Source organism: Aeribacillus sp. FSL k6-2211 (genome assembly GCF_037966125.1).
GTDB classification, from domain to species: domain Bacteria; phylum Bacillota; class Bacilli; order Bacillales; family Aeribacillaceae; genus Aeribacillus; species Aeribacillus composti.
Genome location: NZ_CP150190.1, coordinates 2,753,026 through 2,779,006, shown reverse-complemented (window position 1 = coordinate 2,779,006; position 25,981 = coordinate 2,753,026). Strand labels below are relative to the sequence as shown.

Here is a 25,981-nt window from a genome sequence, read left to right as displayed (position 1 = left end):
AGGGGGTTCTTTTATGGGCAAAAAATGGCATCAGCGAATAAAAAGCATATTGACAGAAGGATTGCAAATACCAGCTGACGTCATGATGGATCTTCCCCGTGTTACGATGATCGGTACATTGCATATATATATAGAAAATCATAAAGGACTGCTTTCTTTTACAGATAAAGAGATTCGAGTTCTGCTGCAGCAAGGCCAGATGCTCATTAAAGGAAGCGATTTTGTGATGAAAGCGATATTGCCAGAAGAGCTCCTTGTAGAAGGGAAAATTGAACAAGTATTATATATTGATCAGTAGGGGGATCGGGATGCGGAACAATTGGTTGTTATATTTTACAGGCTTCGTTCAGGTAATAGCGGAAGGAACCGGCTCAGAAAGAATGTTGAACGATTGCACGCGGCTTGGCATTGTCACAATAAATGTAAAGCGGCTGGAAAACGGTGCAATTTCTTTTTTTATACGCCTTAAAGATGTACAGGCTTTACGAAAAGTAGTTCGTAAACATGAATGTAAGTGCACCTTTCACCAAAGGATAGGATTTCCATTTTTATTAAAAAAATCATGGAGAAATTTTGGGTTTGTTATTGGAATTGTTCTGTTCATTGCCATTACATTTCTTTTATCCAACATGATTTGGCATATTGAAATAAAAGGGGCTAGTCCGAAAACAGAGCATTTAATACAAAAAGAATTGGACAAAATAGGAATTAAAAGAGGGACGTTTCAGTTTTTGACATCGAGCAATCAAACAGTTCAAAATCGTTTGATGAGCCAAATAGATGATATAACATGGATCGGTGTCAAATTAAAAGGAACGACATATTCTCTGGAAGTAGCCGAAAAGAAAAAAGAGCAAAAAAGCAAAGTGGAGGGGCCGAGGCATTTAGTGGCCGCGAAGGAAGCTGTTATAGCAAAAATGTATGTTGAAAAAGGACAACCTTTAGTAGACGTTCATGATTTTGTTAGAAAAGGACAAATATTAGTTTCCGGTGTAGTTGGAGAAGGTGATAAAATACGAAAAGTGGCAGCAGACGGAGAAATATTAGGCGAAACTTGGTATATTTCAACAGTGGAGGTGCCGCTTCAAACAACTTTCCAGTTATTTTCAGGAAAGTCAGTCACGAAGCATTTTCTCTCCTTTCGTTCTTTTTCCCTTCCTATTTGGGGGATGTTTCGCAATGATGAATCGGAATATCCGCAATATGCGGTGGAGCGAGACGAGCGTCCATTAAAATTTTTAAAATGGGATCTTCCAGTTAACTATAAGAAAGAAACGATTCGTGAGACGGAAACCTTTCACAGAAAATATTCTGTGGATGAAGCGAAACGGCAAGCGATTGCTGCCGGGAAAAATGACTTATTTCGAAAACTTGGAAAAGATGTCAAAATTGTTGGCGAAAAAGTTTTGCACGAAGACGTCGAGAATGGTAAAGTAAGATTGAAAATACACTTCCAAGTTATTGAAAACATTGTAAAAATAAAACGGGTTCAGGGAGATTAGAGAATGACAGAAGATTTAGTCACAATCAGCCAGAGTTTAGAAAATCCGAATGAAGCCATTAATTTATTTGGGATTCATGATGTTCATTTAAAAAGAATTGAAGAAGAGTTAAACGTATCGATCATTTCGCGCGGTGAAGCGGTATATGTTTCAGGAGATAAAGAAAAAGCTGAACTGGTTGAAGACATCTTGAAATCCCTTCTTTCGGTTATTCGAAAAGGAATTTCGATTAACGAACAAGACGTGCTTTATGCAACAAAAATGGCGAAAAGTGGGAAGATCGATGAATTTGAATCCCTATACGATGAAGAAGTTGCGAAAAATGCAAAAGGAAAAATCATTCGTGTAAAAACGCTAGGTCAACGAAAGTATTTTCAAGCAATTAAAACGCATGATTTAGTATTTGGAATCGGTCCAGCAGGAACAGGAAAAACGTTTCTCGCTGTTGTCATGGCCGTCCATTGCTTGAAAAATGGGCTTGTAAATAAAATCATATTAACGCGGCCGGCCGTTGAAGCTGGTGAAAATTTAGGTTTTTTGCCCGGCGATTTAAAAGAAAAGGTAGATCCTTATTTAAGACCTTTGTATGATGCTCTACACGATATTTTAGGCGTGGACCATACGGAGCGCTTGTTAGAAAGAGGAGTTATTGAAATTGCTCCATTGGCGTATATGCGCGGAAGAACACTTGAGGATGCGTTCGTTATTTTAGATGAAGCGCAAAATACAACAACTCAGCAAATGAAAATGTTTCTAACCCGTTTAGGCTTTGGATCCAAAATGGTCATTACAGGCGACCTGACACAAGTGGATTTGCCAAAAGGAGTAAAATCAGGACTGCTTGAAGCGAATGAAAAATTATCAGGCATTCGGGGCATTTCATTCGTATATTTAAAGGAAACTGATGTCGTGCGGCACCCGCTCGTTTCAAAAATTATTGAGGCTTATGAAAAAGATGATCAGTAAGACCCGCTCATCATGACCGGGTCATTTTTGCATAGAATTGATCGGAGGTGCTGTGACAAATGAAAAGAAAAATGGATCGCAAAGACAGGAAACAGCCGATATTCCATTTTTTGAAAAAAATGCAATCCCTTCATCTTTTCTTATATCCCGTTATTGGAGTAATTTTGTTTACCGTTTTATACAGCAATGTAGAACCGGACACGTTTGATGCCAAATTATTTTCAGTATCCGACCAAACGATTTACGCACCTGTTACCGTTGTCGATAAGGAAATGACGGAAAAGAGAAGAGAAGAAGCTGCTGAAAGCGTGGAAGATCAATATGTGCTAAAAAAAGAATATGCGGACAACAGTGTGGATTTGGTCGAATCTTTATTTGATGCCATCATGGAGGCTTCATCTAATGCCGAAATGAGCAGCAAAGAGAAGCTTGACAGGCTTAAAAGCAGTTTAGGAGATATGTATGATAAATATCCTGAAAGCGTATATACATCGTTGTTAAGTGCAAATGAAGGACAGCTTACGCTGGCGAAAGATGCGGTTGTTACGGCTGTCAATGAAACGATGAGCGAGCCGATTCCGGCTGAAAAATTAGAAGAAGCGAGAAACAAAGTGAAAGAACGGCTTCAAAACGTGAATTTGCCGGATAAGATACGCTCAGCAGCTGAAGAGATTGGACGCAGCGCAATTATTTCCAATTATGTATTTGACCCAAAATCAACAGATGAAAAGCGGGAAGAAGCAAAAGAAAAAGTGCAGGAGGTTCAAATTAAGCAAGGTCAAATTATAGTCGAAGAGGGCCAATTAATTGACAGGGAAGTATATAGAAAGCTGGAATTGTTGGGCCTTTTAGATAATAAGTACACATTTCAGCCGATCATTGGTCTTTTCATTTTAGTCTTATTAGTGATGATCTATCTTGCATATTTTTTTGAAAAAGAAAAGAACTCGTTCTTTACGAGTAAAAACCAGTCATTGCTTCTCTTTACCATCATCCTAGCGATAACGTTAACGGTCATGAAGATTATCAGCTTATTTCAAAAAATGGACTATTCTCATATCGGCTTTATTGTCCCGGTGCTGATGGGAGTCATGTTGACAAAGCTTTTGATTAATGACCGCCTTGCGTTCGTGACAAGCATTATATATGCTTTTTGCGGAAGCTTGATTTTTAATGATGGAGTCACTGGCACATTTAATTTTACAATTGGTCTTTACTACTTATGCGGGTGCATCTCAGCCATTCTGTTTCTAGGGGAACATAACGTCCGTTCGAAAATTTTACAAGCTGGTCTTTTCGTTTCGGCTGTTAATATTGTTGTGATCACCGCTATTTTATTCATTCAAAATGGAATTTATTCGAATCTAGAGATCGGTTCTTATTTTCTTATGGCGATTGTATCAGGTGTTATCTCTTCCGTCTTGACAATCGGTTTAATGCCTTTTTTTGAATCAGGTTTTGGCATTTTATCGACGATGAAGCTGATTGAACTGTCGAATCCGAATCATCCTTTATTAAGGAAAATATTAACGGAGGCGCCTGGTACTTATCATCACAGTGTAATGGTGGCCAATCTAGCCGAGGCTGCTTGCGAAGCGATCGGTGCGAATGGATTGTTGGCAAGGGTTGGAAGCTACTATCACGATATCGGCAAGACGAAACGGCCGCGCTATTTTATTGAAAACCAAATGAACATGGAAAATCCGCATGATAAATTGTCCCCTCAGCTAAGCAAAAACATTATTATTGCTCATGCTGAAGAGGGAGCAGAAATGTTAAGGAAGCATAAAATGCCGAAAGAATTTATCGATATTGCTCTGCAGCATCATGGAACATCGCTTTTAAAATTTTTCTACCATAAAGCCCAAGAAAATAGTGATCAGCCTATTTTGGAAAGTGAGTTTAGATATCCGGGTCCGAAGCCGCAAACGCGGGAGATTGCCGTTATTTGTATCGCTGACAGTGTAGAAGCAGCTGTTCGTTCAATGAAAAATCCGATGCCCGAAAAAATTGAAAAGCTTGTTCGTTCCATCATAAAAGATAAACTTCAAGACGGGCAATTCGATGAATGTGATATAACGTTTAAAGAGCTTGAAACGGTGGCAAAAATATTGTGTGAAACATTGAAGGGGATTTTTCATTCAAGAATTGAATATCCGGAATTTCATGAAAAGAAGGTGAAGAAAACATGACATTATCCATTGACATTTTCGACCAGACGGAAACACTCTCTTCTGAGGAAATAGAAACGATCGAAAATTTGCTGCAATTTGCTGCTTTAGAAGAACGTGTTCCCAAAGATTCGGAAGTATCTGTAACCTTTGTTACTAATAAAGACATTCAAGAGATCAATCGGGATTACCGGGGAAAAGATCAGCCGACTGATGTGATTTCATTTGCGCTTGAAGAAACAGGAGAAGATGAAGTGGAGATCCAAGGTGCTGATCTCCCCCCTCATTTAGGGGATATCATTATCTCAATAGAAAAAGCGAAAGAGCAAGCAGAAGAATACGGCCACTCATTTATGAGAGAGCTCGGATTTTTATCTGTTCACGGCTTTTTGCATTTATTAGGTTATGATCATATGACAAAAGAAGAAGAAGAAAAAATGTTTTCAAGGCAAAAGGAAATTTTAGAGAAATTTGGATTGAAAAGAACAGGATAAACATGAAGACTTTGTTGAAAAGCTTTTGTTTTGCCGTACAAGGAATAGCTGCAGCCTTCCAATCCGAGCGGAACTTTAGAATTCATGTGACAGCTGCGATCATCGTGATCGCAGCCGGATTATTTTTCAACATTAGCTTAATTGAATGGATTGTCATTCTCCTATTAATTGGCGGAATGTTAGCTTTAGAGCTGGTCAATACTGCCATTGAACGAATCGCTGATGCTGTGTCGAAAGAATTTCATCCTCTGCTTAAAACTGCAAAAGATGCAGCTGCAGGAGCAGTATTGGTTTATGCAGCCGTTTCGGTTGTCATCGGATTCATCATTTTTGCCCCCAAAATAATTGAAGTTTTTTCGTGAAAAATGTAGAATTTTCTGAAAAAATAAACGTGAAATTAAATGAAAAATGATGTAAAATAATGAGTATAAGCTGCAACGTAAACGAAAGGAAGGAAGCTATGGACTCCCATCAACTGATTGAAGAAGCAAAAAGAGCAAGAGAATTTGCTTATGCACCTTACTCTCGATTTAAAGTAGGTGCAGCACTTCTGACAAAGGATGGAAAAGTATACAAAGGATGCAATATTGAAAACGCAGCTTATTCCATGTGCAATTGTGCCGAGCGCACTGCTATATATAAAGCGGTTTCAGAAGGTGAAAATGAATTCGCAGCTATTGCCATAGTTGCGGATACAAAGCGCCCTGTATCGCCATGCGGCGCTTGCAGGCAAGTCATAGCAGAGCTCTGTCCTAAAAATATGAAGGTGATTTTGGCGAATCTTAACGGAGACTATAACGAGCTAACAGTTGAACAACTATTACCAGAAGCATTTACATCGGAGGATTTACATGAATAAGACAAAATTTAAATCAGGATTTGTATCAATCATCGGCCGTCCGAATGTCGGCAAATCGACTTTTATTAACCGTGTAATCGGTCAAAAAATTGCGATTATGAGCGATAAACCTCAAACAACGAGAAACAAAATACAAGGGGTTTATACGACGGAAAACTCACAAATTATTTTTATCGACACTCCCGGTATTCATAAACCAAAGCATAAATTGGGCGATTTTATGATGAAAGTCGCTCAAAATACGCTCAAAGAAGTGGATCTAATTCTGTTTATGATTAATGCTGAAGAAGGATTAGGCCGCGGTGATGAATATATCATGGAACGATTGAAGGAAACCGATACTCCTGTATTTTTAGTTGTCAATAAAATCGATCGGGTTCATCCTGATGATTTATTGCCGCTTATTGACCAATACAGGGAAAAGTTCGAGTTTCAGGAAATTGTTCCAATTTCTGCCCTGCAAGGAAACAACATTGAAACGTTGCTAGGGCAAATTGAAGCGTATTTGCCGGAAGGTCCGCAATATTATCCTAGTGATCAGGTGACAGATCACCCGGAACGTTTTATCATTTCTGAACTAGTTCGCGAAAAAGTATTGCATTTGACAAGAGAAGAGATCCCGCATTCTGTCGCAGTTGTTGTTGATTCTATTGAAAAAAGAGAAAACCATGCAGTATATATAGCTGCAACAATTGTTGTGGAACGCAACTCTCAAAAAGGTATTATCATTGGGAAGCAAGGAAGAATGTTGAAAGAAATTGGGAAAAGGGCAAGGGTTGACATTGAAAACTTGCTCGGATCAAAAGTCTTTTTAGAGCTGTGGGTCAAAGTGCAAAAAGATTGGAGAAATCGCCTGTCGCAATTGCGAGATTTTGGATTTAGGGAAGACGAATATTAATTGACTTGAAGGAAGTTAGAAATATTTTCAAAACATGAAAATGAGTCAAAAAGGCTATGATAACAATGAATTGGATATAGCTTAGGAACAACGACAGAAAGGTGGGGACAATATGTTAGATTTTACCTGGAAAGTATTCACGTTTACAGGTAATATTGACACATATCTCCTTTTTAAAGAGCTTGAAAAGGAGCGCACGAAAGATTGTCAAATGAAGGAAGAAGAGCGGACTGAGGTTGATCTCCCTGTTTAGTAGTGCTGTATCCAATAGGATGGTGGAGAAATGCTTGTAAAGACGGAAGGAATTGTCATTCGTACAACGGAATATGGTGAGACCAATAAAGTTGTTACAATATATACAAGGGAGTTTGGGAAAGTTGGTGTAATGGCACGGGGCGCAAATAAACCGAACAGCCGCCTCGCAGCTGTTACCCAACTTTTTACGTATGGAAATTTTTTGTATCATCAATCTTCTGGATTGGGCAATTTAAGCCAAGGAGAAATCATTTCCGCTTTTAGAGAGATTAAGGAAAATATTTTTTTGACTGCATATGCTTCATATATTGTAGAGCTCCTTGATAAAGGAACAGATGAAAAAGACAGAAACCCTTTTTTGTTTGAGCTCTTATTTCAAACACTTCATCTGCTGAATGAAGAAAAGGATGCGGAAATTTTGACCAATATATTTGAAATAAAGATGCTCAACGTTCTCGGTTTATATCCCGAATTAAACAAATGTGCAGTAAGCGGCGAAACAAACGGACCGTTTCATTTTTCATTAAAAGAAAACGGATTGATTTGCAGCCGCTGTTTTGAAAAAGATCCTTACAGGCTCAATATTTCTCAGAAGACAGTGAAGCTGTTGCGGCTGTTTTATTCTATTGACTTAAACCGCATTGGTCAAATATCCGTCTCCGCTGAGACAAAAAAAGAACTGAGATTTGTTCTTGATCAATATTATCAGGAATATGCAGGTTTATCGCTGAAATCGAAAAAATTTTTAAATCAGCTTGACAGTTTAAAAGAAATGTTGTAAACCATATACATGGATGTGAAACCTTTCAAATGAAGGATTTATCCCCCTCATGCTGTTAGAAAAAGCGATTTAATGTCATGTAATGAGCGGAAATGATACGTGTCAAATTGAATAATAAAATGCGATGAAGGAAAAGAGTACCTGCAATCTTCATAGAAAGCGACCTTAGGATGGTGCGAGCTAAGGTATGAGGATGCAGGGAACGGCGTTCCAGAGCAATAACGGTTTACGAGAGGCTGAAACGTTTTTCAGCAAATAGGGTGGAACCGCGGGTCATCCCGTCCCTATGCAACTTTGTTGCATTAGGGACGGTTTTTATTTTGTTCGAACATAACTTAATTGTGGAGGTGCATGATGAATGAACATTCAAGAAATGATTTTGACGCTGCAAAAGCATTGGGCCGATCATGGATGTATTTTGATGCAGGCATATGATGTAGAAAAAGGTGCCGGAACCATGAGCCCATACACATTTCTTCGCTCCATCGGGCCAGAACCGTGGAATGTTGCTTACGTGGAGCCGTCAAGAAGACCTGCTGACGGAAGGTATGGGGAAAATCCGAACCGCCTTTATCAACACCATCAATTCCAAGTCATTATGAAGCCGTCTCCGAAAAACATACAAGAAATTTATTTAGATTCATTAAAGGCTCTTGGAATTGATCCGCTTGAACATGACATCCGCTTTGTGGAAGATAACTGGGAAAATCCTTCTCTCGGCTGCGCAGGGCTTGGCTGGGAAGTTTGGCTTGACGGAATGGAAATTACTCAATTCACGTATTTTCAGCAGGTCGGAGGACTGGAATGCAAACCGATTTCTGTTGAAATAACTTATGGAATTGAGCGTTTGGCGTCTTATATTCAAGAAAAAGAAAATGTATTTGACCTTGAATGGACAAACGGATTTACATATCGGGACATTTTTTATCAGCCTGAATATGAGCATTCCAAGTATACGTTCGAAACATCCGATACAAACATGCTATTTGAACTGTTTAATACGTATGAAAAAGAAGCGCACAGACAGATGGAATTAGGTCTCGTTCATCCAGCGTACGACTACGTTTTAAAATGCTCGCACACATTTAATTTGCTTGACGCAAAAGGAGCTATTTCTGTTACAGAACGAACCGGATATATTGGCAGAGTGAGAAAGCTGGCAAGAAAAGTTGCCAAAACGTTTTATGAAGAACGGGAAAAACTCGGTTTTCCAATGCTGAAAAACAAGGGGGCCGAAAATCATGAATAAACGGGATTTACTTATCGAAATCGGGCTTGAAGAAATGCCTGCCGGCGTCATCCTGTCTTCGATTGATCAGCTGGCTGACAAAGTAGGAGCTTGGCTGGATGAACATCGCATTTCTTACGCCAAAATAAAAAAATATTCAACTCCTAGACGTCTTGCCGTCCTTGTAGAGGATGTAAATGAAAAACAGGAAGATTTGCTTGGCGAAGCAAAAGGACCGGCAAAAAAGATTGCGGTTGATGAGAATGGAAATTGGACAAAAGCAGCGTTAGGCTTTGCACGGAGCCAAGGAGCTTCCACAAACGACATATCCTTTAAAGAAGTAAACGGTGTTGAGTACGCTTTTGTTCAAACATTTCAAAAAGGGAAAGAAACGAAAGAACTGCTCCCAGGGTTAGAAGAGATTATTCAAACCATCCATTTTCCGAAAAATATGCGTTGGGGAAATTGGAATCTTCGCTATATCCGTCCGATCCAATGGTTAGTTGTCTTATTTGGACAAGACATCATTCCGTTTTCCATTACCGATGTTCCGACAGGAAATGTTACGTATGGCCATCGCTTTTTAGGGACGAAAGCGGAAATTTCCACTCCACGCGATTATGAAAATACTTTGTTGAACCAGTTTGTTGTCGCCGATTATGAAAAACGAAAACAAATGATCATTCAACAGCTGGAGGAACTGGAAAGAAAGGAAAACTGGATCATCCCTGTTGATGAAGATTTGCTCGAGGAAGTTACAAACTTGGTGGAATATCCGACCGCCCTGTACGGTTCATTCGAAGACCAGTTTTTAACATTGCCTGAAGAAGTGTTAGTGACGACGATGAAGGAGCATCAGCGATATTTTCCTGTCAAAAATAAAGATGGAAAGCTGCTTCCGTTTTTTGTTACCGTAAAAAACGGGAATGATCAAAACATTGAAACGATTGCCAAGGGGAATGAAAAGGTCCTTCGGGCAAGACTTTCCGATGCAAATTTCTTCTACGAAGAAGACAAAAAGCTTGCCATCGATACCGCACTGGAGAAGCTTGAAAAAATTGTTTTTCATGAAGAACTGGGCTCCATCGGTGACAAGGTTCGCCGAATTGTAAAATTATCAGAAAAGCTTAGCGAAAAGCTTGAATGCTCCAATGAGGAGAAAGCTTATATTAAACGGACTGCTTCCATTTGCAAATTTGACATTGTTACGCAAATGGTTTATGAATTTCCTGAGCTTCAAGGAATTATGGGAGAAAAATACGCTCTTTTAAAGGGTGAACAGGAAGAGGTTGCAAAAGGAATAAATGAGCATTATATGCCGCGGCATGCTTCCGACAAGACGCCTGAAACGTTGAGCGGAGCCATTGTAGGGCTTGCGGACAAGCTGGATACAATTGCAGGATTTTTTTCGATCGGTTTGATTCCAACTGGCTCACAAGATCCGTATGCATTAAGAAGACAGGCAAGCGGCATTGTTCAAATTCTTCGAGCCAAACAATGGCGTCTTGAATTGGAGGAATTGTTCGACCTTGCTATAAATGTATATGGTTTAGAAAATAAAGACAATTTGAGAAAAGAATTGCTGTCGTTCTTCCAAATGAGAGTCAAATTTGCGCTTCATGAAGAAAATGTCCGCCATGATATAATTGAATCGGTATTACAATCCAATTACCATGAAGTTAATGCATATTTTGAGCGGGCTGCCGTTCTGTCAGAAGAAAGCCAAAAGGGTGACTTTAAAGAAGTAATTGAATCGCTGTCTCGTGTTGTCAACATCTCGTCTAAGGGCCAAGAGGGCAATATTAAAGAAGAGCTGTTCGAGAAGGAAGAAGAAAAAACATTGTATCAAGCGTATTTACGGCTTGAAGAAAATTTTGTAAAATTGCAAAAAGAGGGTAATTTTAAAGAAGCATTTTTGGAAATGAAAGCTTTAAAGCCGGTGATTGATCGTTATTTTGATAATATTATGGTAATGGCAGAGGATGAGTCGGTTAAACAAAACAGGCTGTCCCAAATGGTACAATTAACAAAAATAATCACATCTTTTGCCAAAGTGAATGAAATTATCGTAAAATAAATGCAAATGGACGATTATCCCGAGGATAATCGTCTTTCCTTGTGCGCCCGGCATGGGTGTAATCTATAGGGTGAAAGTCCCGAGCTGCGAAGGCAGAAGTAGCAGTTAGCTTAACGCAAGGGTGTCCGTGGTGACGCGGAATCTGAAGGAAGCGAGCGGCAAACTTCCGGTCTGAGGAACACGAACTTCATATGAGGCTAGGTATCACTGGGTGAGTTTGCAAGACAAAACAAAGCCCTTTCTGCCGAAGGTGATACAGAGTAAATGAAGCAGATGGATGGAAGGAAAGATTACACTCTTACCCGGGGAGGTCTGGCTGGCACGCCAAGTAACCTTGGTAACCTATCTAGTGATAGATAGCTGAACAGTCAGAAGTCAGCAGAGGTCATAGTATTAGTTGGTCTAGAACAACTAAGAAGGACCGAACAATTAAGAGAGAATAGCCCTTGGCATTCAGTGAGTCATGATGAACACAGAAAACGTAGTACCTCACTTGAGGGAGGAAGCGGTGAATCCCGTGGGAGATCTCTTGGAGGGTGGAGTGACCACTGGCATAAAGAGAACAGCTATTCACGGAAGTTATAAAGACTTGCGTCAATTATCTTAATTGAACCGCCGTATACGGAACCGTACGTACGGTGGTGTGAGAGGACGGGAGTTAATCGCTCCCTCCTACTCGATTCGCCGTAATGTACAATAGAAAACCTTTTCAAAATATTGAAATCATATATAATATTTTTATAATGCAGCCTCTTTTTCAAGGTGGTGAGGACAATAGAGCTTAATAAACGGCAAGAACAAATATTGCAAATCGTTAAGGAGCATGGGCCAATTACAGGTGAGCATATTGCAGATCGTTTAAACTTGACAAGAGCTACGCTAAGACCTGATTTAGCAATTTTAACAATGGCTGGATACCTTGACGCAAGGCCGCGAGTCGGCTATTTTTATACAGGGAAATCAGGCGCCAATTTGCTTGCAGAGAAATTAAAAAAGCTCCAAGTAAAAGATTTTCAGTCGATCCCAGTCGTTGTCAACGATAATGTTTCTGTTTATGATGCAATTTGTACAATGTTTTTGGAAGATGTCGGGACATTATTTGTGGTAGATAATCAATCGTTGCTAGTGGGAGTGCTGTCGAGAAAAGATCTCCTCCGGGCAAGCATCGGCAAACAGGAATTAACCCAAATCCCCGTCAATATTATTATGACTAGAATGCCAAATATAACCGTATGCAAAAAGGAAGATCTTATTATTGATGTAGCAAGGATTTTAATTGAAAAGCAAATCGATGCACTGCCCGTTGTAAAAGAAGTGGACGGCGGTTTTGAAGTGATAGGAAGAATTACGAAAACAAACATTACAAAAATATTGGTAAGATTAGTTGATGACGATATTATGTAAGAATGGGGGATCCGAATGAATAATCGTACGATCTATATTGTTTCAGACTCAGTCGGGGAAACGGCAGATCTCGTTGTAAAAGCAGCTATCAGTCAATTTAACGGCTCTCAATATGAAACGAATGTGAAAAGGGTGCCTTATGTGGAGGATGCAAATACAATCAAAGAAGTTGTCGCATTGGCGAAAATGGATAATGCGATCATTTGCTTCACAATCGTTGTCCCCGAACTTAGGAATCTTCTTATTCAAGAAGCGGAAAAAGAAGGTGTGATCTACCACGATATCATTGGTCCTTTAATTGATAAAATGGAAACGTCATATGGAATAAAAGCGAAGTATGAGCCCGGAAGAGTTCGGAAGCTTGATGAAGACTATTTCAAAAAAGTAGAAGCAATTGAGTTTGCTGTTAAATATGATGACGGCCGCGATCCGAGAGGAATTTTGAAAGCCGATATTGTTTTGATCGGTGTATCGCGGACTTCCAAAACGCCTTTGTCGCAATATTTGGCGCTAAAACGATTAAAAGTAGCTAATGTTCCTATTGTTCCAGAAGTAGAACCCCCTGAAGAACTTTTTAAAGTTTCCAAAGAGAAATGCGTCGGTCTAAAAATCAGTCCGGAAAAGCTGAATTATATCCGAAAGGAAAGATTAAAGCAGCTCGGGCTTAATGATCAGGCTATATATGCCAATATAGACAGAATTAAAGAAGAATTAGCTTATTTTGAAAAAATTGTTCAAAAAATCGGCTGTCCAGTTATAGATGTATCGAACAAAGCAGTTGAAGAAACAGCCAATCATATCCAAAATTTATTCTTAAAAAAATAACATGTGATAAAACCTGCTTATTCCGATCTTAAGAATATAGTAGGTTTTTTTCATGGTGAAAGATAAAATGATGGAATAATGCAGTGTATTGTATTATAATAAAAAATTGTGATAAAATTACGCTTTTTAGGTTTAGACTAAAAAAAATACGAATAAACTATTTACAGGAAGATGTCAAGGGGGTTGGAGAAAGAAAATTCGACAAATCACTTTTTGTAAAAAGTTTAAATTGCTGGCAGGATTCTTTGAGGTGATGAAGAATAGAGAAATATGATGGAAAAAATATCACTATTTTTGTCGATGCTGATGCATGCCCCGTCAAAGAAGAAATTGCATCAGTCGCAAAAAAATATAAAGTCCCGGTTTGTTTCATTGCATCATATGCTCATGTAGGTAAAAAGGATGACGGGAATAGCTGGGTATTTGTCGATCAAGAAAAGGAATCTGTCGACTTATACATTTTTAACAACTCAAAAAAACATGACATCATCATTACACAAGATATCGGACTAGCCGGTATGCTGCTTAAGAAATGCACACATGTTCTCTCTCCAAGAGGAATGCTGTTTACAGAAGATACAATCGACTCTGTTCTCCATCTCCGGTATATTTCGGCAAGGGAAAGAAGAAACGGCAATTATATCAAAGGGCCAAAAAAATTCCAAGATAAAGATCGTCATCATTTTATCACAGCACTTGAAAAAATATTGTCGAATTATGCAGGAAATTTTAAAATTCATATTGAATAAATTTTAAGGCACGGAGTTGTTCATATGGGGAAAATGCTTCCCGAGGAATTTATAGAAAAAGTGCAACATGCTGTTGATATAGTAGATGTTGTGAGTGAATATGTTCAATTAAAGAAGCAGGGTCGAAACTTTTTTGGACTATGTCCTTTTCACGGCGAAAATACACCTTCATTTTCTGTTTCACCTGAAAAACAAATTTTCCACTGCTTTGGCTGCGGTTCTGGTGGAAATGTTTTTACCTTTCTCATGCAAATTGAAGGATGCAGCTTTACAGAAGCTGTACAAATGACAGCAAAAAAAGCTGGTTTGGACATTCCAGGGGGCTCGGCACTTTCTCAAGAGTCGACATACCCAAACAACAGCGAAGCAGAGAAAATGATAAAAGTGCATGAACTGCTGAAAAAAATGTATCATCATTTATTACTAAATACAAAAGAAGGGCAAAACGCGTTAAATTATTTGCTTCATCGGGGTTTTACGAAAGAATTAATCGATCAATTTGAGATTGGCTACGCTTTAGATTCTTGGGACTTTTCTTTAAAATATTTGCTGAAAAAAGGTTTTGAACTTCCGTTGTTGGAAAAAACAGGGTTAATTATCCGAAGCGAATCTAACGGTTCTTTTTTTGATCGGTTTCGCAATCGGATCATGTTTCCGGTTAAAGATGCACAAGGCCGTACAGTCGCTTTTTCCGGAAGGTCGCTAGGAAACAAACAGCCAAAATATTTAAACAGCCCTGAGACAAAAATATTTAACAAAGGACGGATTCTTTATAATTTCCACCAAGCAAGACCTTTCATTAGACGAAAACAGGAAGCGGTGTTGTTTGAAGGGTTTGCGGATGTTATATCGTCCGTTCACGCAGGAATCGAGCATAGTGTAGCAACAATGGGAACAGCGCTGACGGAAGAACAGGTCAAGCTCTTAGCCAGAAGCGGAGGAACAGTTGTCATTTGCTACGATTCCGATTCCGCTGGAATTGAAGCTGCCTTCAGAGCTTCTAAATTGCTTGTTGAAGCAGGATGTAATGTAAGGATTGCTAAAATGCCTGAAGGGTTAGACCCTGATGACTACATTCGGACATACGGAAAGGAAAAATTCAAAAACGATGTAATAGGGGCAAGTCTCTCATTAATGGCATTTAAGATGGAATATTTTCGAAAGGGGAAAAATCTCCAGGATGAAGGGGATCGAGCGAGATACATTCAAGAAGTGCTTAACGAATTAAGCGGCCTTCCGAGCGGGATCGAACAAGAGCTGTATATCACGCAGCTTTCTGAAGAATTTTCCGTATCAAAAGAAACGTTAATGGCAGAGCTTCGGAATATAAATAAGCGGAAAAGAAGAAGACCTGAAAAGACGAGCCTCAAGACTGATGCATTACAACGGAATGCACTGATGCCTGCTTATCAAAAGGCAGAACGCCTTCTAATTGCTCATATGTTGAAAAGCAGGGAAGTGGCAGAAAAGGTTCTTCATGCGATTGGTGGAAATTTTAACGTGGAGGAGCATCGGGCTATTTCATCCTATTTATACGCTTATTATGAGGAAGGGAACGATCCAGACATAAGCCACTTTTTGACAAAGCTCAAAGATCCTTCATTAAGCCGAATTGTATCGGAAATTGCCATGATGACAATTGGCGAACAATTGACTGAGCAAGAGCTTCAAGACTATGTAAAACATATCTTGAACCATCAAAAAATGCTCATCCTAAAGGAAAAGGAAGCTGAGAAGAAAGAGGCTGAAAAACGAAAAGATTATGTAAAAGCTGCCGAAATTGCAATGGAAGTAATTCAGCTGAAAAAAGGATTAATGTGAAAGCTTGTATAACTCTGGAAGGAGGGGATCCAATGGCTGAAAAACAAGCCCATTCAAAAGATTTAGAAGCTGATGGAACTGTTGAGGAAGTGAAAAATCAGCTTATTCAATTAGGAAAGAAACGCGGAGTATTAACATATGAAGAAATTGCTGAGAAAATGGCAAATTTCGATATTGATTCAGATCAAATGGATGAGTTTTATGAATACGTTAATGAGCAAGGAATCGAATTAATTAGCGAAAACGAAGATGTTGATTCCAATTTGCCGGATTTAGACAAAGAAGATGAAGAAGAATTTGATCTAAATGATCTTAGTGTACCGCCGGGTGTGAAAATAAATGATCCGGTTCGAATGTATTTAAAAGAAATCGGCCGGGTTGATCTCTTATCGGCTGATGAAGAAATCGAACTTGCCAAGCGTATTGAACAAGGGGACGAAGAAGCGAAAAGAAGGCTTGCAGAAGCCAACCTGCGCCTAGTCGTCAGCATTGCAAAACGCTACGTCGGCCGCGGAATGCTCTTCCTCGATCTCATACAGGAAGGCAACATGGGGCTGATGAAAGCTGTTGAAAAATTTGATTATCGAAAAGGATACAAATTCAGCACATATGCAACATGGTGGATTCGCCAGGCAATTACACGGGCAATTGCAGATCAGGCGAGAACGATCCGCATCCCTGTCCATATGGTTGAGACAATCAATAAGTTAATTCGAGTCCAACGTCAATTGCTTCAAGATTTGGGTCGTGAACCGACACCAGAAGAGATCGCTGAAGATATGGATTTGACTCCTGAAAAAGTTAGAGAAATCTTAAAAATTGCCCAAGAACCTGTATCATTAGAAACGCCGATTGGCGAAGAAGACGATTCGCACTTAGGTGATTTTATTGAAGACCAAGAGGCTACTTCTCCATCAGAGCATGCTGCATATGAATTATTAAAGGAGCAGCTTGAAGATGTTCTCGATACCCTTACAGACAGGGAAGAAAACGTTCTGCGCCTTCGTTTTGGACTGGACGATGGAAGAACTCGGACTCTGGAAGAAGTAGGAAAAGTTTTCGGTGTCACTCGAGAACGCATTCGGCAAATTGAAGCGAAGGCTCTGCGAAAATTGCGCCATCCAAGCCGAAGCAAGCGGCTGAAAGACTTTTTGGAATAAAAATAAAAATGTCTTTTTCTTTCCTTGGGCAGACTTATTCGTCTGCCTTCCCTTCAATATATGTAAACGCTAACAACAATAACTATTTGTACTATATTTTACTGAATCTTCTTTCATTTTGCAAATGACATTTGTTGAAAAAACATAAGATCTTTTTAAATTGTTTTTTTGTCTAATTCGTGAACATCACAAGGAACTTATATAGAAAGACTTTTCCTTCAAAGAAAATTCAAGTACAATAGAGATTGTTTAGGTTAGTTTCAGCTCGTCCATGTTGAGCGAAAAAAGCAAATGTACGGTTATACATAAGGGAGGTTACAAAATGAATCGTAATCCGCTTATTCCATTTGCATTAATCATTGTGTTTGGAATTGGACTAATGGTTGCATTTTCTTTCATCGGACTGGATAATATGAAAGAGATGGCTGAAGAAAAAGAGGGGGGCGGACAAAAAACGGAAGACGTCGCTAATGCAAAGCCGGAGGATATATTCAAGCAAAGCTGTGCAAGCTGCCACGGTCAAAACTTTGAAGGCGGAGCAGGTCCTTCATTAAAAGGTGTTGGCGACAAATTGTCTGTTGATGAAATTAAAGAAACAATTAAAAACGGCCGCGGTGCGATGCCTGGCGGGCTAGTACCTGAAGAAAAGCTTGATGAAATGGCCGAATGGGTTTCTAAAATTAAATAATAAAAAACATATTGGTTGAAAAGTCTTCCTTTTGGGGGACTTTTTTCGTATTTTCATGTTTACCAAATTGGAATAAAGGGTGAAATAAATTGAACAGTGTCCAACTTTCAAAAAGACTGTCGGCTGTGGCAGAATTTGTTCCGAATAATCAGGTGACAGCAGATATTGGATCAGATCATGCATATTTGCCATGTTATTTAGTGCTTGCCAAAAAAACAGTGAAAGCGATTGCCGGTGAAATCAATGAAGGCCCTTTTCAAGCGGCAAAAAAACAAGTGGAAAAAAACGGGCTCCAGCATGTAATTTCCGTTCGGAAAGGGGACGGATTGTCCGTATTACAAAAGGATGAGGCAACATGCATCACGATCGCTGGCATGGGCGGCTCGCTTATTAAAACGATTTTGGAGGAAGGAAAAGAGAAGCTCGGGAAGGTTGAACGGCTTGTACTTCAGCCGAATATTCATGCAATTGAAGTTCGAAAATGGCTGATTGACAATGGTTGGGAGCTCGAAGGAGAAACAATTCTAGAAGAGAGCGGAAAAATATATGAGGTGCTGTCCGCTAAGCGTGGAAATGCAATGAAACCGTACGAAGATTTGCCATTTGAAGCAGCTTTGTTAATGGGTCCATTTTTGTTAAAAGAAAAGAACAACGTTTTTTTTAAAAAATGGAAACACGAGCTTTCTCATCGGAAGGACATTCTACGGCAGCTGGAGCAATCCAACGGAAATGAACAGCTTATGCAAAAAAAAGAAGAAATAAAAAAGGTGATCGAGATCATTGAGGAGGTCATAAAATAAATGAAGAAAATCGCTAACGGCCAACATATTATTCAATTATTTGAACGGTTTTCTCCAAAGCATTATGCATTGGAAGGAGACAAGATCGGGCTGCAAATCGGCACATTAAACAAGCCTGTCCGAAAAATTATGGTCGCTCTGGATGTTTTGGAGGAAGTCGTTGATGAAGCAATCAATCAAAAGGTTGATTTAATTATCGCTCATCATCCTCCCATTTTTCATCCTTTAAAGCATATTAGAACAGATGATCCGGCAGGGCGTATTATAGAAAAATGCATCAAGCATGAAATTGCCGTTTATGCGGCCCATACAAATTTGGATGTGGCTCCAGGCGGAGTGAATGATCTTTTGGCCGACCGCTTACAATTGGTGAATCAAAAAATACTTGTCCCAACTTATCAAGACCCATTAAAAAAGCTTGCTGTATTTGTACCAAAAGACTATGAGAAGGACGTTCGGGAGGCGCTTGGCAAAGCGGGTGCTGGATTTATCGGCAACTACAGTTATTGCACTTTTTCCTCGGCAGGAACAGGAACATTTTTACCTTTGGAAAATGCAAATCCCTTTATCGGAGATACTGGAAAGCTTGAAATGGTTGAAGAAGTCAAAATTGAAACGATCTTCCCGCAGTCAATCCAAAAGAAAGTCATTCAAGCGATGTTGAAGGCGCATCCTTATGAAGAAGTTGCTTATGACATCTATCCATTAGAAAACGAAGGGAAACAGCTTGGATTAGGGAAAATTGGAGAGCTTGAAAAAGAAATGACATTGAAGGAATTTGCAGAGCATGTTAAGAAAGCTTTTGAAGTGGAAAAAGTAAGAGTAGTAGGGGATTTACAGGCAACTATAAAAAAAGTAGCCGTTTTAGGCGGAGACGGGAATAAATACATTTATCAGGCAAAAATGAGAGGCGCAGATGTTTATGTAACTGGTGATGTATATTACCACACAGCTCACGATGCTATGATGCTCGGCTTACATGTAGTTGATCCAGGTCACAACATTGAAAAGGTGATGAAAGAGGGAGTGGCGGAAAAACTAACAAAGCTGTGTGCGGAAGAAAATCTGGAAGTAGAAATTATTCCTTCCCGCGTCCATACAGATCCGTTCAAGTTTCTATAATTAAATGGGGGATCAGTCCTTTTTAGCGGACCGATCCCCTTTAATCATTAAAAAGGTTTTGTCGATGATTTTTTGACTTTTACCTTTGGCAATATTTTTTCAAGAGGGACATTTGAAGTTAAATCCCATGTTTCTGGATTTTCTGGATCATAATTCTCCAAAAATCGAATGACCTCTTTGACAATCGGCGTTGGGGTTGATGCACCGGCTGTAACGGCAACTTTTTTAACGCCTTTAAGCCATTCCAGTTTGATTTCACTTACATTCGCCACACGATAAGCTTTCGTGCCCGCAATCTCTTCAGATACTTGCGCAAGCCGGTTTGAATTGTTGCTGCGCGGATCGCCGACGACAATGGTTAAATCAGCTTCTTTTGCTTGTTCGGCCACAGCTTCCTGGCGAACTTGTGTTGCGAGGCAAATTTCTTTATGAAACTCGACATGCGGATATTTTTCCTTCACTTTTTCCATTATATCAGCTACGTCCCATTGGCTCATTGTTGTTTGGTTCGTAACAATGATTTTGTCGTTGGAAATATCGAGCTCTTCAACATCGTTGACAGTCTCGACTAAATGAACGATATCCGGCGCTACACCAACTGCTCCTTCCGGTTCCGGATGCCCTTTTTTTCCAATATAAATGACGTCATACCCTTCTTCTTTTTTTTGTTTAATAAGTTCATGAGTTTTTGTGACGTCAGGGCATGTAGCATCGATCGTGACAAGCCCTTTTTCCTTCGCTATTTTGCGCACTTCTGGCGAAACGCCGTGAGCAGTGAAAATAACGGTTCCTTTATCGACTTTTTTCAAAATCTCAAGTCGATTTTTTCCGTCTAACGTAATAATCCCTTCTTTTTCAAAGGCATCTGTTACATGTTTATTATGAACGATCATTCCTAAAATATAGATCGGTCTAGGCAGTGATTTATCCATTGCTGCATTTTTGGCTATCACCATTGCATCAACAACACCATAGCAGTATCCTCGAGGGGAAATTTTAATAACCTCCATGTTTTTTCCTCCTGATATTTAGTAAAGGAAAATAAAAAAGCCGTCAAGCGGCTTGACTATCTAACATCATTATACCTAACATGGAGGAAGAAAACAAAACACAATTAAATATAAAGCTTAGGTTTTGATTCGCCCGACGTATTTTCATCTGAAGGGCTGTCATCGGCTGTCTGTTCCTTCAATCTTTTAGAAGATGAATTTTCTTTTATATCATCTTCTTCGCTACTGTCTGTATCAGCATTTTTTAATTCTCTATAAATTTTGAACATTGCCGGGAGATTACGGATCAGAGGACCGTATTGCTGAACCATCGGTGTGACTTGCTGAGCGACACCGAGAACTTTTTGGACATTCGTCAACATGTTTGAAAGATTGGCAGGGTTTGTTAAACTTTGAACAGCACCGCTTGACGGTATACTTCCTGCATGCATTGTGCTCGATGGAAGAAAACGCGAAAAAAGCGATTGTAATCCTCCCCTAGGCGGAATCGGCCATTGCTGAACAGGTGGCTGCCCCCAAAAAGGATGGTAGCCTCCGCCAAAAAAAGGGCGGATCAATGGCTGCTGCCGGAAGGGAGGAAAAGCTCGATAAGGATGCATAAACTTTTCCCCTTTCTTTTCCTGTTTTACCTACATTAAACTATGCGGCGTTTTAGGAAAATGTTTTATTAAAATTGGAGTTTTTCCATTATATTGTTTATAATCAAAAAATGGGTTGATTGATTATGAAGGAGTTGTTTTGCAATGGCAGCTGATTTTAAAGATTTTCCATTTCAAGATTTTATTATAGATGCCGTTCAGTCGTTAGGTTTTAAAGAACCGACTGAAATTCAAGCACAAATGATCCCAATCATATTAAGAGGAGCAAGTGCCATCGGCCAATCACAAACAGGTACAGGCAAAACACATGCTTATTTGCTACCGTTAATCAACAGTATTTGTGGAGAGGAAAAGCGTGTCCAAGTTGTTGTTTTAGCACCGACGAGAGAGCTCGCGACCCAAATTTACGAGGAAGCGTTAAAAATCATAAAATTCGCCCCGCCGGAAAAAGAATTACATGCAAAACTTTTTATTGGCGGTACAGATAAAATGCGGGCGATCGAAAAGCTAAAAACTCAGCCCCATCTTGTGATCGGAACACCTGGCAGAATTCTTGATCTTGTCAAGGAAGGGGCGCTAGATTTATATTCGACCAAAAGCATAGTTGTGGATGAAGCCGATTTAATGCTAGATTTAGGCTTTATTTATGAGGTCGACCAAATAGCTAGTCGAATGAAAAAAGAACTGCAAATGCTTGTGTTTTCTGCCACCATTCCTGAAAAATTAAAGCCTTTTTTAAAAAAATATATGGAAAATCCTGAGTATGTTCATGTATCTCCAAAACAAGTACATGCCAAAAACATCACGCATGTCCTTGTTCCGCTGAGGCATCGAAACAAAATAGATCTTTTATACAATATGGTAGTTTCCTTAAACCCTTATTTAGCGTTAATTTTTGTGAATACAAAAGCGAATGCCCAAGATGTGGCATACGGTCTTGCCGAAAAGGGATTAAAGGTTGGGCAAATCCACGGCGGTCTTACCCCGCGTGAACGGAAAAAAGAAATGCGTCAAATAAAGGATCTTGCCTATCAAGTTGTAGTAGCAACTGATTTAGCTGCAAGAGGAATTGATATTGAAGGTGTTTCCCATGTAATCAATGCCGAGCTGCCGACTGATTTAGATTTTTATATTCACCGAACCGGAAGAACGGCTCGGGCTGGCTTTTCAGGATTTGCCTATACAATCTATGAAGACGATAACGAACAAATGCTGCAAAAGCTTGAAAAAATGGGGATAATCTTTGAAAATCGAGATATTGAAAACGGAATATGGAAAGCGCTCGATGACCGAAATCGCAGACAAAAAAGAAAAAAACAACCAATGGAAACAAACGCGATTATCGGAATCATCAAAAAGCCAAAATCGGTAAAACCAGGATACAAAAAAAAGATGAAAGAACAAATTGAAAAGCTAAAGAAAAAGCAAGCAAGAAAAAATAAATAAAAGGTTGTAAGGAGAGGAAAAACATGTTAAAAATTGGCTCGCATGTATCGATGAGCGGCAAGAAAATGTTGCTTGCGGCAAGTGAAGAGGCAGTTTCATACGGCGCTAATACGTTTATGATTTATACAGGAGCCCCGCAAAACACGAGAAGAAAAAAAATTGAAGATTTAAATATCGAAGCAGGTTTGGCGCATATGAAAGAGCATGGCATCGAAGAAATTGTCGTTCACGCACCATATATTATTAACATTGGCAATACAACAAATTTAGCGACCTTCCAGCTTGGCGTTGATTTTTTAAAATCGGAAATTGAACGCACGGAAGCAATCGGTGCAAAACAAATCGTGCTCCATCCGGGAGCTCACGTTGGAGCCGGTGCAGAAGCCGGAATCAAAAAAATTATTGAAGGTTTAAATGAAGTGCTGGAGAGGGGGCAAAAAGTGCAAATCGCCCTTGAAACGATGGCCGGCAAAGGTTCAGAATGCGGAAGAACGTTTGAGGAGCTTGCGATGATCATTGATGGTGTTACCTACAATGAACATTTGTCCGTTTGTTTCGACACTTGCCATACTCATGATGCCGGTTATGATATTGTCAATGATTTTGATGGGGTTTTAAATCAATTTGATAAAATCATCGGCATCGACCGTTTAAAAGTTGTTCATATAAACGACAGCAAAAATCCGCGCGGGGCCCAAAAAGACCGTCATGAAAATATCGGATTCGGCCACATAGGATTTAAAGCAATCAATTATATCGTCCACCATCCGCAATTAAAAGACTTGCCAAAAATTTTAGAAACTCCGTATGTCGGTGACGACAAAAAAAATAAAAAGCCGCCTTATAAATTTGAAATTGACATGCTGAAGAATAAGACGTTTGATGAAAATGTTTTGGAAAAAATAGCGAATCAATAAAAAAGAACAAGCTCCCTTTTTTAGGGAACTTGCCTTTTTTATTTCCAATTGCCATTGAAGAATTGCAAAAATAATTGATTTGCTTTTTTGGCTGTTTCCGGCGAAGTGATTTTGGCAATTTGTTTTAACAAAGCAATTCTTTCTTCTTCATGAAACACGTTGATTTTTTTTCCCTGTACGAGTTGAAGCAGCTGTTTTGCTTCGTTAATCGAAATGGATATATCATATTGCTTTGCATATGACACAAGTTCTTCAGGTTTTAAACTGTTAATTTTTTGTTGAATAATTTTTTCAAATAAAATCAAAGATCTCGCCTCCCCTCTTATTCGTATGAACAGAGGGGGAGATAGTTGCCTTTTTTTAAAAAAAATGGGTGGAGAAAATGACATAAATATCGTCTCAGCAAAATTTTTATAATACAATATGATTAAAAAAAAAACTAGGAGGACGAGATGAGTAAAAAACATCATAAAAAAGAAAGCTTAAGACACATCATTTATCGATTGTTAATGATTGTGATCGGAGCTGTTCTGGCAGCCGTAAGCATCGAGCTGTTTTTAGTCCCAAATCATATGATTGATGGCGGTATCATCGGCATTTCGCTTATTTTAGACCACATATTTTCGAATCATATTAAAATCATCAATTTCGCTACATTAGTTATTGTGTTAAACCTTCCTTTTATGTATTCCGGTTATAAGCAGATTGGGAAGACATTTATGTTTTCGTCCATATTTGGCATCATTTGTTTGGCCATTGCGGAAAGGCTGGCCCATGATTTTGAAGCCTTTACTACAGAGCCTTTGCTAGCCACTGTATTTGGTGGTTTTTTGCTCGGTGCAGGAGTGGGACTTGTCATCCGACACGGAGGATCTCTGGACGGGACAGAAATTTTAGGAATTCTTTTAACGAAAAAAATTCCCTTTTCCGTTGGCGAAATCGTGATGTTTTTGAATATTTTCATTTTTGGAAGCGCAGCGTTTGTCTTCGGGATAGAACAAGCCATGTATTCCATCTTTACATATTATATTGCCTTTAAAACAATTGATGCGGTTGTTCAAGGTCTTGATGAAACAAAGGCCGCCATCATTATATCTGATCATTACGATGAAGTGTCTGATGCTATATTGTCACGCTTAGGACGCGGAACGACAAAATTAAAGGGAAAAGGCGGATACACGGATACGGAAAAAGACGTCATTTATGCAGTTGTTACAAGGCTTGAAGTGGCAAAATTAAAATCGATTGTACATGAGATTGACCCGAACGCGTTTATTACCATTATGAATACACAAGAAACGAAAGGCGGAAAATTTAAATCTGCCATCCATTAATCAACACATTGAAGTAGAGGGAGAACACATTTTTCTTTACAAATGTGCTCTTCTCCTGTATACTTTAATGATAAAAATAAATCGTAATGATTCCTAATTAAATAGGTGAGAAGCATGGGGGAAAAAATAGTAGAAGTAAAGAACCTTTTTTTTCAATATGAGAGAAAATATGTGCTCGAAAATATCAATATTTCCATTGAAAAAGGAGCATTTTTAGGTTTAGTTGGGCCGAACGGCTCCGGAAAATCGACATTATTGAAATGTCTGCTTGGGCTTTTAAAGCCTCAGAAAGGGACGATTCATTTATTTGGTGAAGATATTCATCAATTTAACGATTGGCATAAAATTGGCTACGTTTCTCAAAAGGCAAACAGCTTTAACTCTTCGTTCCCAGCTACTGTTTTTGAAGTAGTAGCGAGCGGCTTGACTCCCAAACTCGGTTTGTTTAAAAAAATGAAAAAAGCTGATCGGGAAAAGGTAATGGAAGCGATCCGGGCAGTTGGAATGGAAAAGGCAGTTCACCAAAATATCGGTGAGCTTTCAGGAGGACAGCAGCAAAGGGTATTTATTGCTCGCGCACTTGTCAGTGAACCTAAATTATTGATTTTAGATGAACCAACTGTAGGTGTAGATAGTCAGACAGTCAATCATTTTTATCAGCTTTTGCATCATTTGAATAAAGAATTGGAAATCACATTAATACTTGTTACCCATGATATTGGAGCTATTACAGATAAAGTTACGCATGTTGCTTGCTTGAACAAACAACTTTATTTCCATGGAAATAAAGACGAATTTGAACGCCTGAAAGAAACGGAATTGACCTCATTGTACGGGCATCCAGTTCAGTTAATAACGCATGATCATGAGTAGAT

At 39.1% G+C, this 25,981-nt stretch carries 26 protein-coding genes, 1 pseudogene and 1 other annotated feature; of the genes and pseudogenes, 24 read left to right on the top strand and 3 right to left on the bottom strand.

The genetic code is table 11. From position 1 onward, the window contains the following. Positions 1-13 precede the first annotated feature (13 nt). The 20 genes from yqfC to NSU19_RS13330 all read left to right on the top strand — a co-directional run bounded on the left by yqfC (position 14) and on the right by NSU19_RS13330 (position 19,800). Entirely contained in the window at positions 14-298 is a 285-nt protein-coding gene (gene yqfC, locus NSU19_RS13425; protein WP_063388039.1) for a sporulation protein YqfC, read from the top strand. Positions 299-308: 10 nt separating this feature from the next. Beyond that, a complete protein-coding gene (gene yqfD, locus NSU19_RS13420; RefSeq protein WP_063388040.1) occupies positions 309-1,502 on the top strand; it encodes a sporulation protein YqfD in 1,194 nt (397 codons plus the stop codon). A gap of 3 nt (positions 1,503-1,505) precedes the next feature. Next, complete coding sequence (locus tag NSU19_RS13415; RefSeq protein ID WP_339196858.1) at positions 1,506-2,468, top strand: PhoH family protein; 963 nt, start codon at positions 1,506-1,508, stop codon at positions 2,466-2,468. A gap of 59 nt (positions 2,469-2,527) precedes the next feature. Beyond that, entirely contained in the window at positions 2,528-4,660 is a 2,133-nt protein-coding gene (locus NSU19_RS13410; RefSeq protein WP_339196856.1) for an HD family phosphohydrolase, read from the top strand. Then, the gene (gene ybeY, locus NSU19_RS13405) at positions 4,657-5,133 is read left to right on the top strand and encodes an rRNA maturation RNase YbeY (protein WP_066247546.1); all 477 of its coding nucleotides are present in this window, start codon (positions 4,657-4,659) and stop codon (positions 5,131-5,133) included. Before NSU19_RS13410 ends, ybeY begins: the two co-directional genes overlap by 4 nt. A 2-nt stretch (positions 5,134-5,135) precedes the next feature. Continuing rightward, complete coding sequence (locus NSU19_RS13400; protein ID WP_066247547.1) at positions 5,136-5,495, top strand: diacylglycerol kinase family protein; 360 nt, start codon at positions 5,136-5,138, stop codon at positions 5,493-5,495. Positions 5,496-5,593: 98 nt separating this feature from the next. Then, complete coding sequence (locus tag NSU19_RS13395; RefSeq protein WP_063388045.1) at positions 5,594-5,992, top strand: cytidine deaminase; 399 nt, start codon at positions 5,594-5,596, stop codon at positions 5,990-5,992. Then, positions 5,985-6,890 carry a GTPase Era gene (gene era, locus NSU19_RS13390; protein ID WP_063388046.1) on the top strand — a complete coding sequence of 302 codons (906 nt, stop codon included), beginning with the start codon at positions 5,985-5,987 and terminating at the stop codon, positions 6,888-6,890. Before NSU19_RS13395 ends, era begins: the two co-directional genes overlap by 8 nt. A 112-nt stretch (positions 6,891-7,002) precedes the next feature. Next, positions 7,003-7,143, top strand: a complete 141-nt coding sequence (locus NSU19_RS13385) for a YqzL family protein (protein WP_065095532.1) — start codon at positions 7,003-7,005, stop codon at positions 7,141-7,143. Positions 7,144-7,173: 30 nt separating this feature from the next. Next, a complete protein-coding gene (gene recO, locus NSU19_RS13380; RefSeq protein ID WP_066247548.1) occupies positions 7,174-7,926 on the top strand; it encodes a DNA repair protein RecO in 753 nt (250 codons plus the stop codon). A 115-nt stretch (positions 7,927-8,041) separates the two neighbouring features. After that, positions 8,042-8,215: a binding site (T-box leader), on the top strand. A gap of 69 nt (positions 8,216-8,284) precedes the next feature. After that, positions 8,285-9,175, top strand: a complete 891-nt coding sequence (glyQ, locus tag NSU19_RS13375) for a glycine--tRNA ligase subunit alpha (RefSeq protein WP_063388048.1) — start codon at positions 8,285-8,287, stop codon at positions 9,173-9,175. Further along, a complete protein-coding gene (glyS, locus tag NSU19_RS13370) occupies positions 9,168-11,231 on the top strand; it encodes a glycine--tRNA ligase subunit beta (RefSeq protein ID WP_144596771.1) in 2,064 nt (687 codons plus the stop codon). The genes glyQ and glyS overlap by 8 nt, the downstream gene beginning before the upstream one ends. A 765-nt stretch (positions 11,232-11,996) precedes the next feature. Then, positions 11,997-12,635 carry a helix-turn-helix transcriptional regulator gene (locus tag NSU19_RS13365; RefSeq protein ID WP_094246231.1) on the top strand — a complete coding sequence of 213 codons (639 nt, stop codon included), beginning with the start codon at positions 11,997-11,999 and terminating at the stop codon, positions 12,633-12,635. 15 nt (positions 12,636-12,650) lie between these two features. Continuing rightward, positions 12,651-13,460 carry a pyruvate, water dikinase regulatory protein gene (locus NSU19_RS13360; protein ID WP_063388051.1) on the top strand — a complete coding sequence of 270 codons (810 nt, stop codon included), beginning with the start codon at positions 12,651-12,653 and terminating at the stop codon, positions 13,458-13,460. Positions 13,461-13,720: 260 nt separating this feature from the next. After that, a complete protein-coding gene (locus NSU19_RS13355) occupies positions 13,721-14,209 on the top strand; it encodes a YaiI/YqxD family protein (RefSeq protein ID WP_063388052.1) in 489 nt (162 codons plus the stop codon). Between the two features lie 24 nt (positions 14,210-14,233). Then, on the top strand, positions 14,234-16,030 hold the full coding sequence (gene dnaG, locus NSU19_RS13350) for a DNA primase (protein WP_094246229.1): 1,797 nt from the start codon (positions 14,234-14,236) through the stop codon (positions 16,028-16,030). A gap of 32 nt (positions 16,031-16,062) precedes the next feature. Then, a complete protein-coding gene (gene rpoD / locus NSU19_RS13345) occupies positions 16,063-17,190 on the top strand; it encodes an RNA polymerase sigma factor RpoD (RefSeq protein WP_063388054.1) in 1,128 nt (375 codons plus the stop codon). Between the two features lie 322 nt (positions 17,191-17,512). Then, positions 17,513-17,878, top strand: a complete 366-nt coding sequence (cccA, locus tag NSU19_RS13340) for a cytochrome c550 (protein WP_063388055.1) — start codon at positions 17,513-17,515, stop codon at positions 17,876-17,878. 89 nt (positions 17,879-17,967) lie between these two features. Continuing rightward, positions 17,968-18,678, top strand: a complete 711-nt coding sequence (locus tag NSU19_RS13335; RefSeq protein WP_327873393.1) for a tRNA (adenine(22)-N(1))-methyltransferase TrmK — start codon at positions 17,968-17,970, stop codon at positions 18,676-18,678. Then, positions 18,679-19,800: a Nif3-like dinuclear metal center hexameric protein gene (locus tag NSU19_RS13330; protein WP_094246227.1), complete on the top strand. Its 1,122-nt coding sequence runs from the start codon at positions 18,679-18,681 to the stop codon at positions 19,798-19,800. It abuts the gene before it with no gap. 47 nt (positions 19,801-19,847) lie between these two features. On the opposite strand, the gene NSU19_RS13325 is transcribed toward NSU19_RS13330, so the two are convergent. Together NSU19_RS13325 and vrrA are read right to left on the bottom strand one after the other, a co-directional pair. Beyond that, positions 19,848-20,810, bottom strand: a complete 963-nt coding sequence (locus NSU19_RS13325; protein WP_339196850.1) for a 4-hydroxy-3-methylbut-2-enyl diphosphate reductase — start codon at positions 20,808-20,810, stop codon at positions 19,848-19,850. A gap of 104 nt (positions 20,811-20,914) precedes the next feature. Beyond that, positions 20,915-21,286, bottom strand: a pseudogene (gene vrrA / locus NSU19_RS13320) (VrrA/YqfQ family protein); the annotation flags it as partial. Positions 21,287-21,553: 267 nt separating this feature from the next. On the opposite strand from vrrA, the gene NSU19_RS13315 reads away from it, so the two are divergent. After that, positions 21,554-22,855: a DEAD/DEAH box helicase gene (locus NSU19_RS13315; protein ID WP_144596775.1), complete on the top strand. Its 1,302-nt coding sequence runs from the start codon at positions 21,554-21,556 to the stop codon at positions 22,853-22,855. A gap of 23 nt (positions 22,856-22,878) precedes the next feature. Beyond that, entirely contained in the window at positions 22,879-23,772 is an 894-nt protein-coding gene (locus NSU19_RS13310) for a deoxyribonuclease IV (RefSeq protein ID WP_066247561.1), read from the top strand. 38 nt (positions 23,773-23,810) lie between these two features. Here the strand turns inward: NSU19_RS13310 and NSU19_RS13305 are convergent, their stop codons facing one another. Beyond that, entirely contained in the window at positions 23,811-24,077 is a 267-nt protein-coding gene (locus NSU19_RS13305; protein ID WP_063388062.1) for a DUF2624 domain-containing protein, read from the bottom strand. Between the two features lie 147 nt (positions 24,078-24,224). Between NSU19_RS13305 and NSU19_RS13300 the strand changes: the two genes are divergently transcribed. Together NSU19_RS13300 and NSU19_RS13295 are read left to right on the top strand one after the other, a co-directional pair. Next, positions 24,225-25,106, top strand: coding sequence for a YitT family protein (locus NSU19_RS13300; RefSeq protein ID WP_063388063.1), 882 nt, complete (start codon positions 24,225-24,227; stop codon positions 25,104-25,106). 114 nt (positions 25,107-25,220) lie between these two features. Beyond that, positions 25,221-25,979, top strand: a complete 759-nt coding sequence (locus NSU19_RS13295; protein ID WP_066247563.1) for a metal ABC transporter ATP-binding protein — start codon at positions 25,221-25,223, stop codon at positions 25,977-25,979. The last annotated feature ends 2 nt before the right edge of the window (positions 25,980-25,981 follow it).

Excerpts from the sequence above, each read along its gene's own strand:
- yqfC (WP_063388039.1), top strand. The coding sequence starts at position 14 with ATGGGCAAAAAATGGCATCAGCGAATAAAAAGCATATTGACAGAAGGA.
- yqfD (WP_063388040.1), top strand. The coding sequence starts at position 309 with ATGCGGAACAATTGGTTGTTATATTTTACAGGCTTCGTTCAGGTAATA.
- NSU19_RS13415 (WP_339196858.1), top strand. The coding sequence starts at position 1,506 with ATGACAGAAGATTTAGTCACAATCAGCCAGAGTTTAGAAAATCCGAAT.
- NSU19_RS13410 (WP_339196856.1), top strand. The coding sequence starts at position 2,528 with ATGAAAAGAAAAATGGATCGCAAAGACAGGAAACAGCCGATATTCCAT.
- ybeY (WP_066247546.1), top strand. The coding sequence starts at position 4,657 with ATGACATTATCCATTGACATTTTCGACCAGACGGAAACACTCTCTTCT.
- NSU19_RS13400 (WP_066247547.1), top strand. The coding sequence starts at position 5,136 with ATGAAGACTTTGTTGAAAAGCTTTTGTTTTGCCGTACAAGGAATAGCT.
- NSU19_RS13395 (WP_063388045.1), top strand. The coding sequence starts at position 5,594 with ATGGACTCCCATCAACTGATTGAAGAAGCAAAAAGAGCAAGAGAATTT.
- era (WP_063388046.1), top strand. The coding sequence starts at position 5,985 with ATGAATAAGACAAAATTTAAATCAGGATTTGTATCAATCATCGGCCGT.
- NSU19_RS13385 (WP_065095532.1), top strand. The coding sequence starts at position 7,003 with ATGTTAGATTTTACCTGGAAAGTATTCACGTTTACAGGTAATATTGAC.
- recO (WP_066247548.1), top strand. The coding sequence starts at position 7,174 with ATGCTTGTAAAGACGGAAGGAATTGTCATTCGTACAACGGAATATGGT.
- glyQ (WP_063388048.1), top strand. The coding sequence starts at position 8,285 with ATGAACATTCAAGAAATGATTTTGACGCTGCAAAAGCATTGGGCCGAT.
- glyS (WP_144596771.1), top strand. The coding sequence starts at position 9,168 with ATGAATAAACGGGATTTACTTATCGAAATCGGGCTTGAAGAAATGCCT.
- NSU19_RS13360 (WP_063388051.1), top strand. The coding sequence starts at position 12,651 with ATGAATAATCGTACGATCTATATTGTTTCAGACTCAGTCGGGGAAACG.
- dnaG (WP_094246229.1), top strand. The coding sequence starts at position 14,234 with ATGGGGAAAATGCTTCCCGAGGAATTTATAGAAAAAGTGCAACATGCT.
- rpoD (WP_063388054.1), top strand. The coding sequence starts at position 16,063 with ATGGCTGAAAAACAAGCCCATTCAAAAGATTTAGAAGCTGATGGAACT.
- cccA (WP_063388055.1), top strand. The coding sequence starts at position 17,513 with ATGAATCGTAATCCGCTTATTCCATTTGCATTAATCATTGTGTTTGGA.
- NSU19_RS13330 (WP_094246227.1), top strand. The coding sequence starts at position 18,679 with ATGAAGAAAATCGCTAACGGCCAACATATTATTCAATTATTTGAACGG.
- NSU19_RS13325 (WP_339196850.1), bottom strand. The coding sequence starts at position 20,810 with ATGGAGGTTATTAAAATTTCCCCTCGAGGATACTGCTATGGTGTTGTT.
- NSU19_RS13315 (WP_144596775.1), top strand. The coding sequence starts at position 21,554 with ATGGCAGCTGATTTTAAAGATTTTCCATTTCAAGATTTTATTATAGAT.
- NSU19_RS13310 (WP_066247561.1), top strand. The coding sequence starts at position 22,879 with ATGTTAAAAATTGGCTCGCATGTATCGATGAGCGGCAAGAAAATGTTG.
- NSU19_RS13300 (WP_063388063.1), top strand. The coding sequence starts at position 24,225 with ATGAGTAAAAAACATCATAAAAAAGAAAGCTTAAGACACATCATTTAT.
- NSU19_RS13295 (WP_066247563.1), top strand. The coding sequence starts at position 25,221 with ATGGGGGAAAAAATAGTAGAAGTAAAGAACCTTTTTTTTCAATATGAG.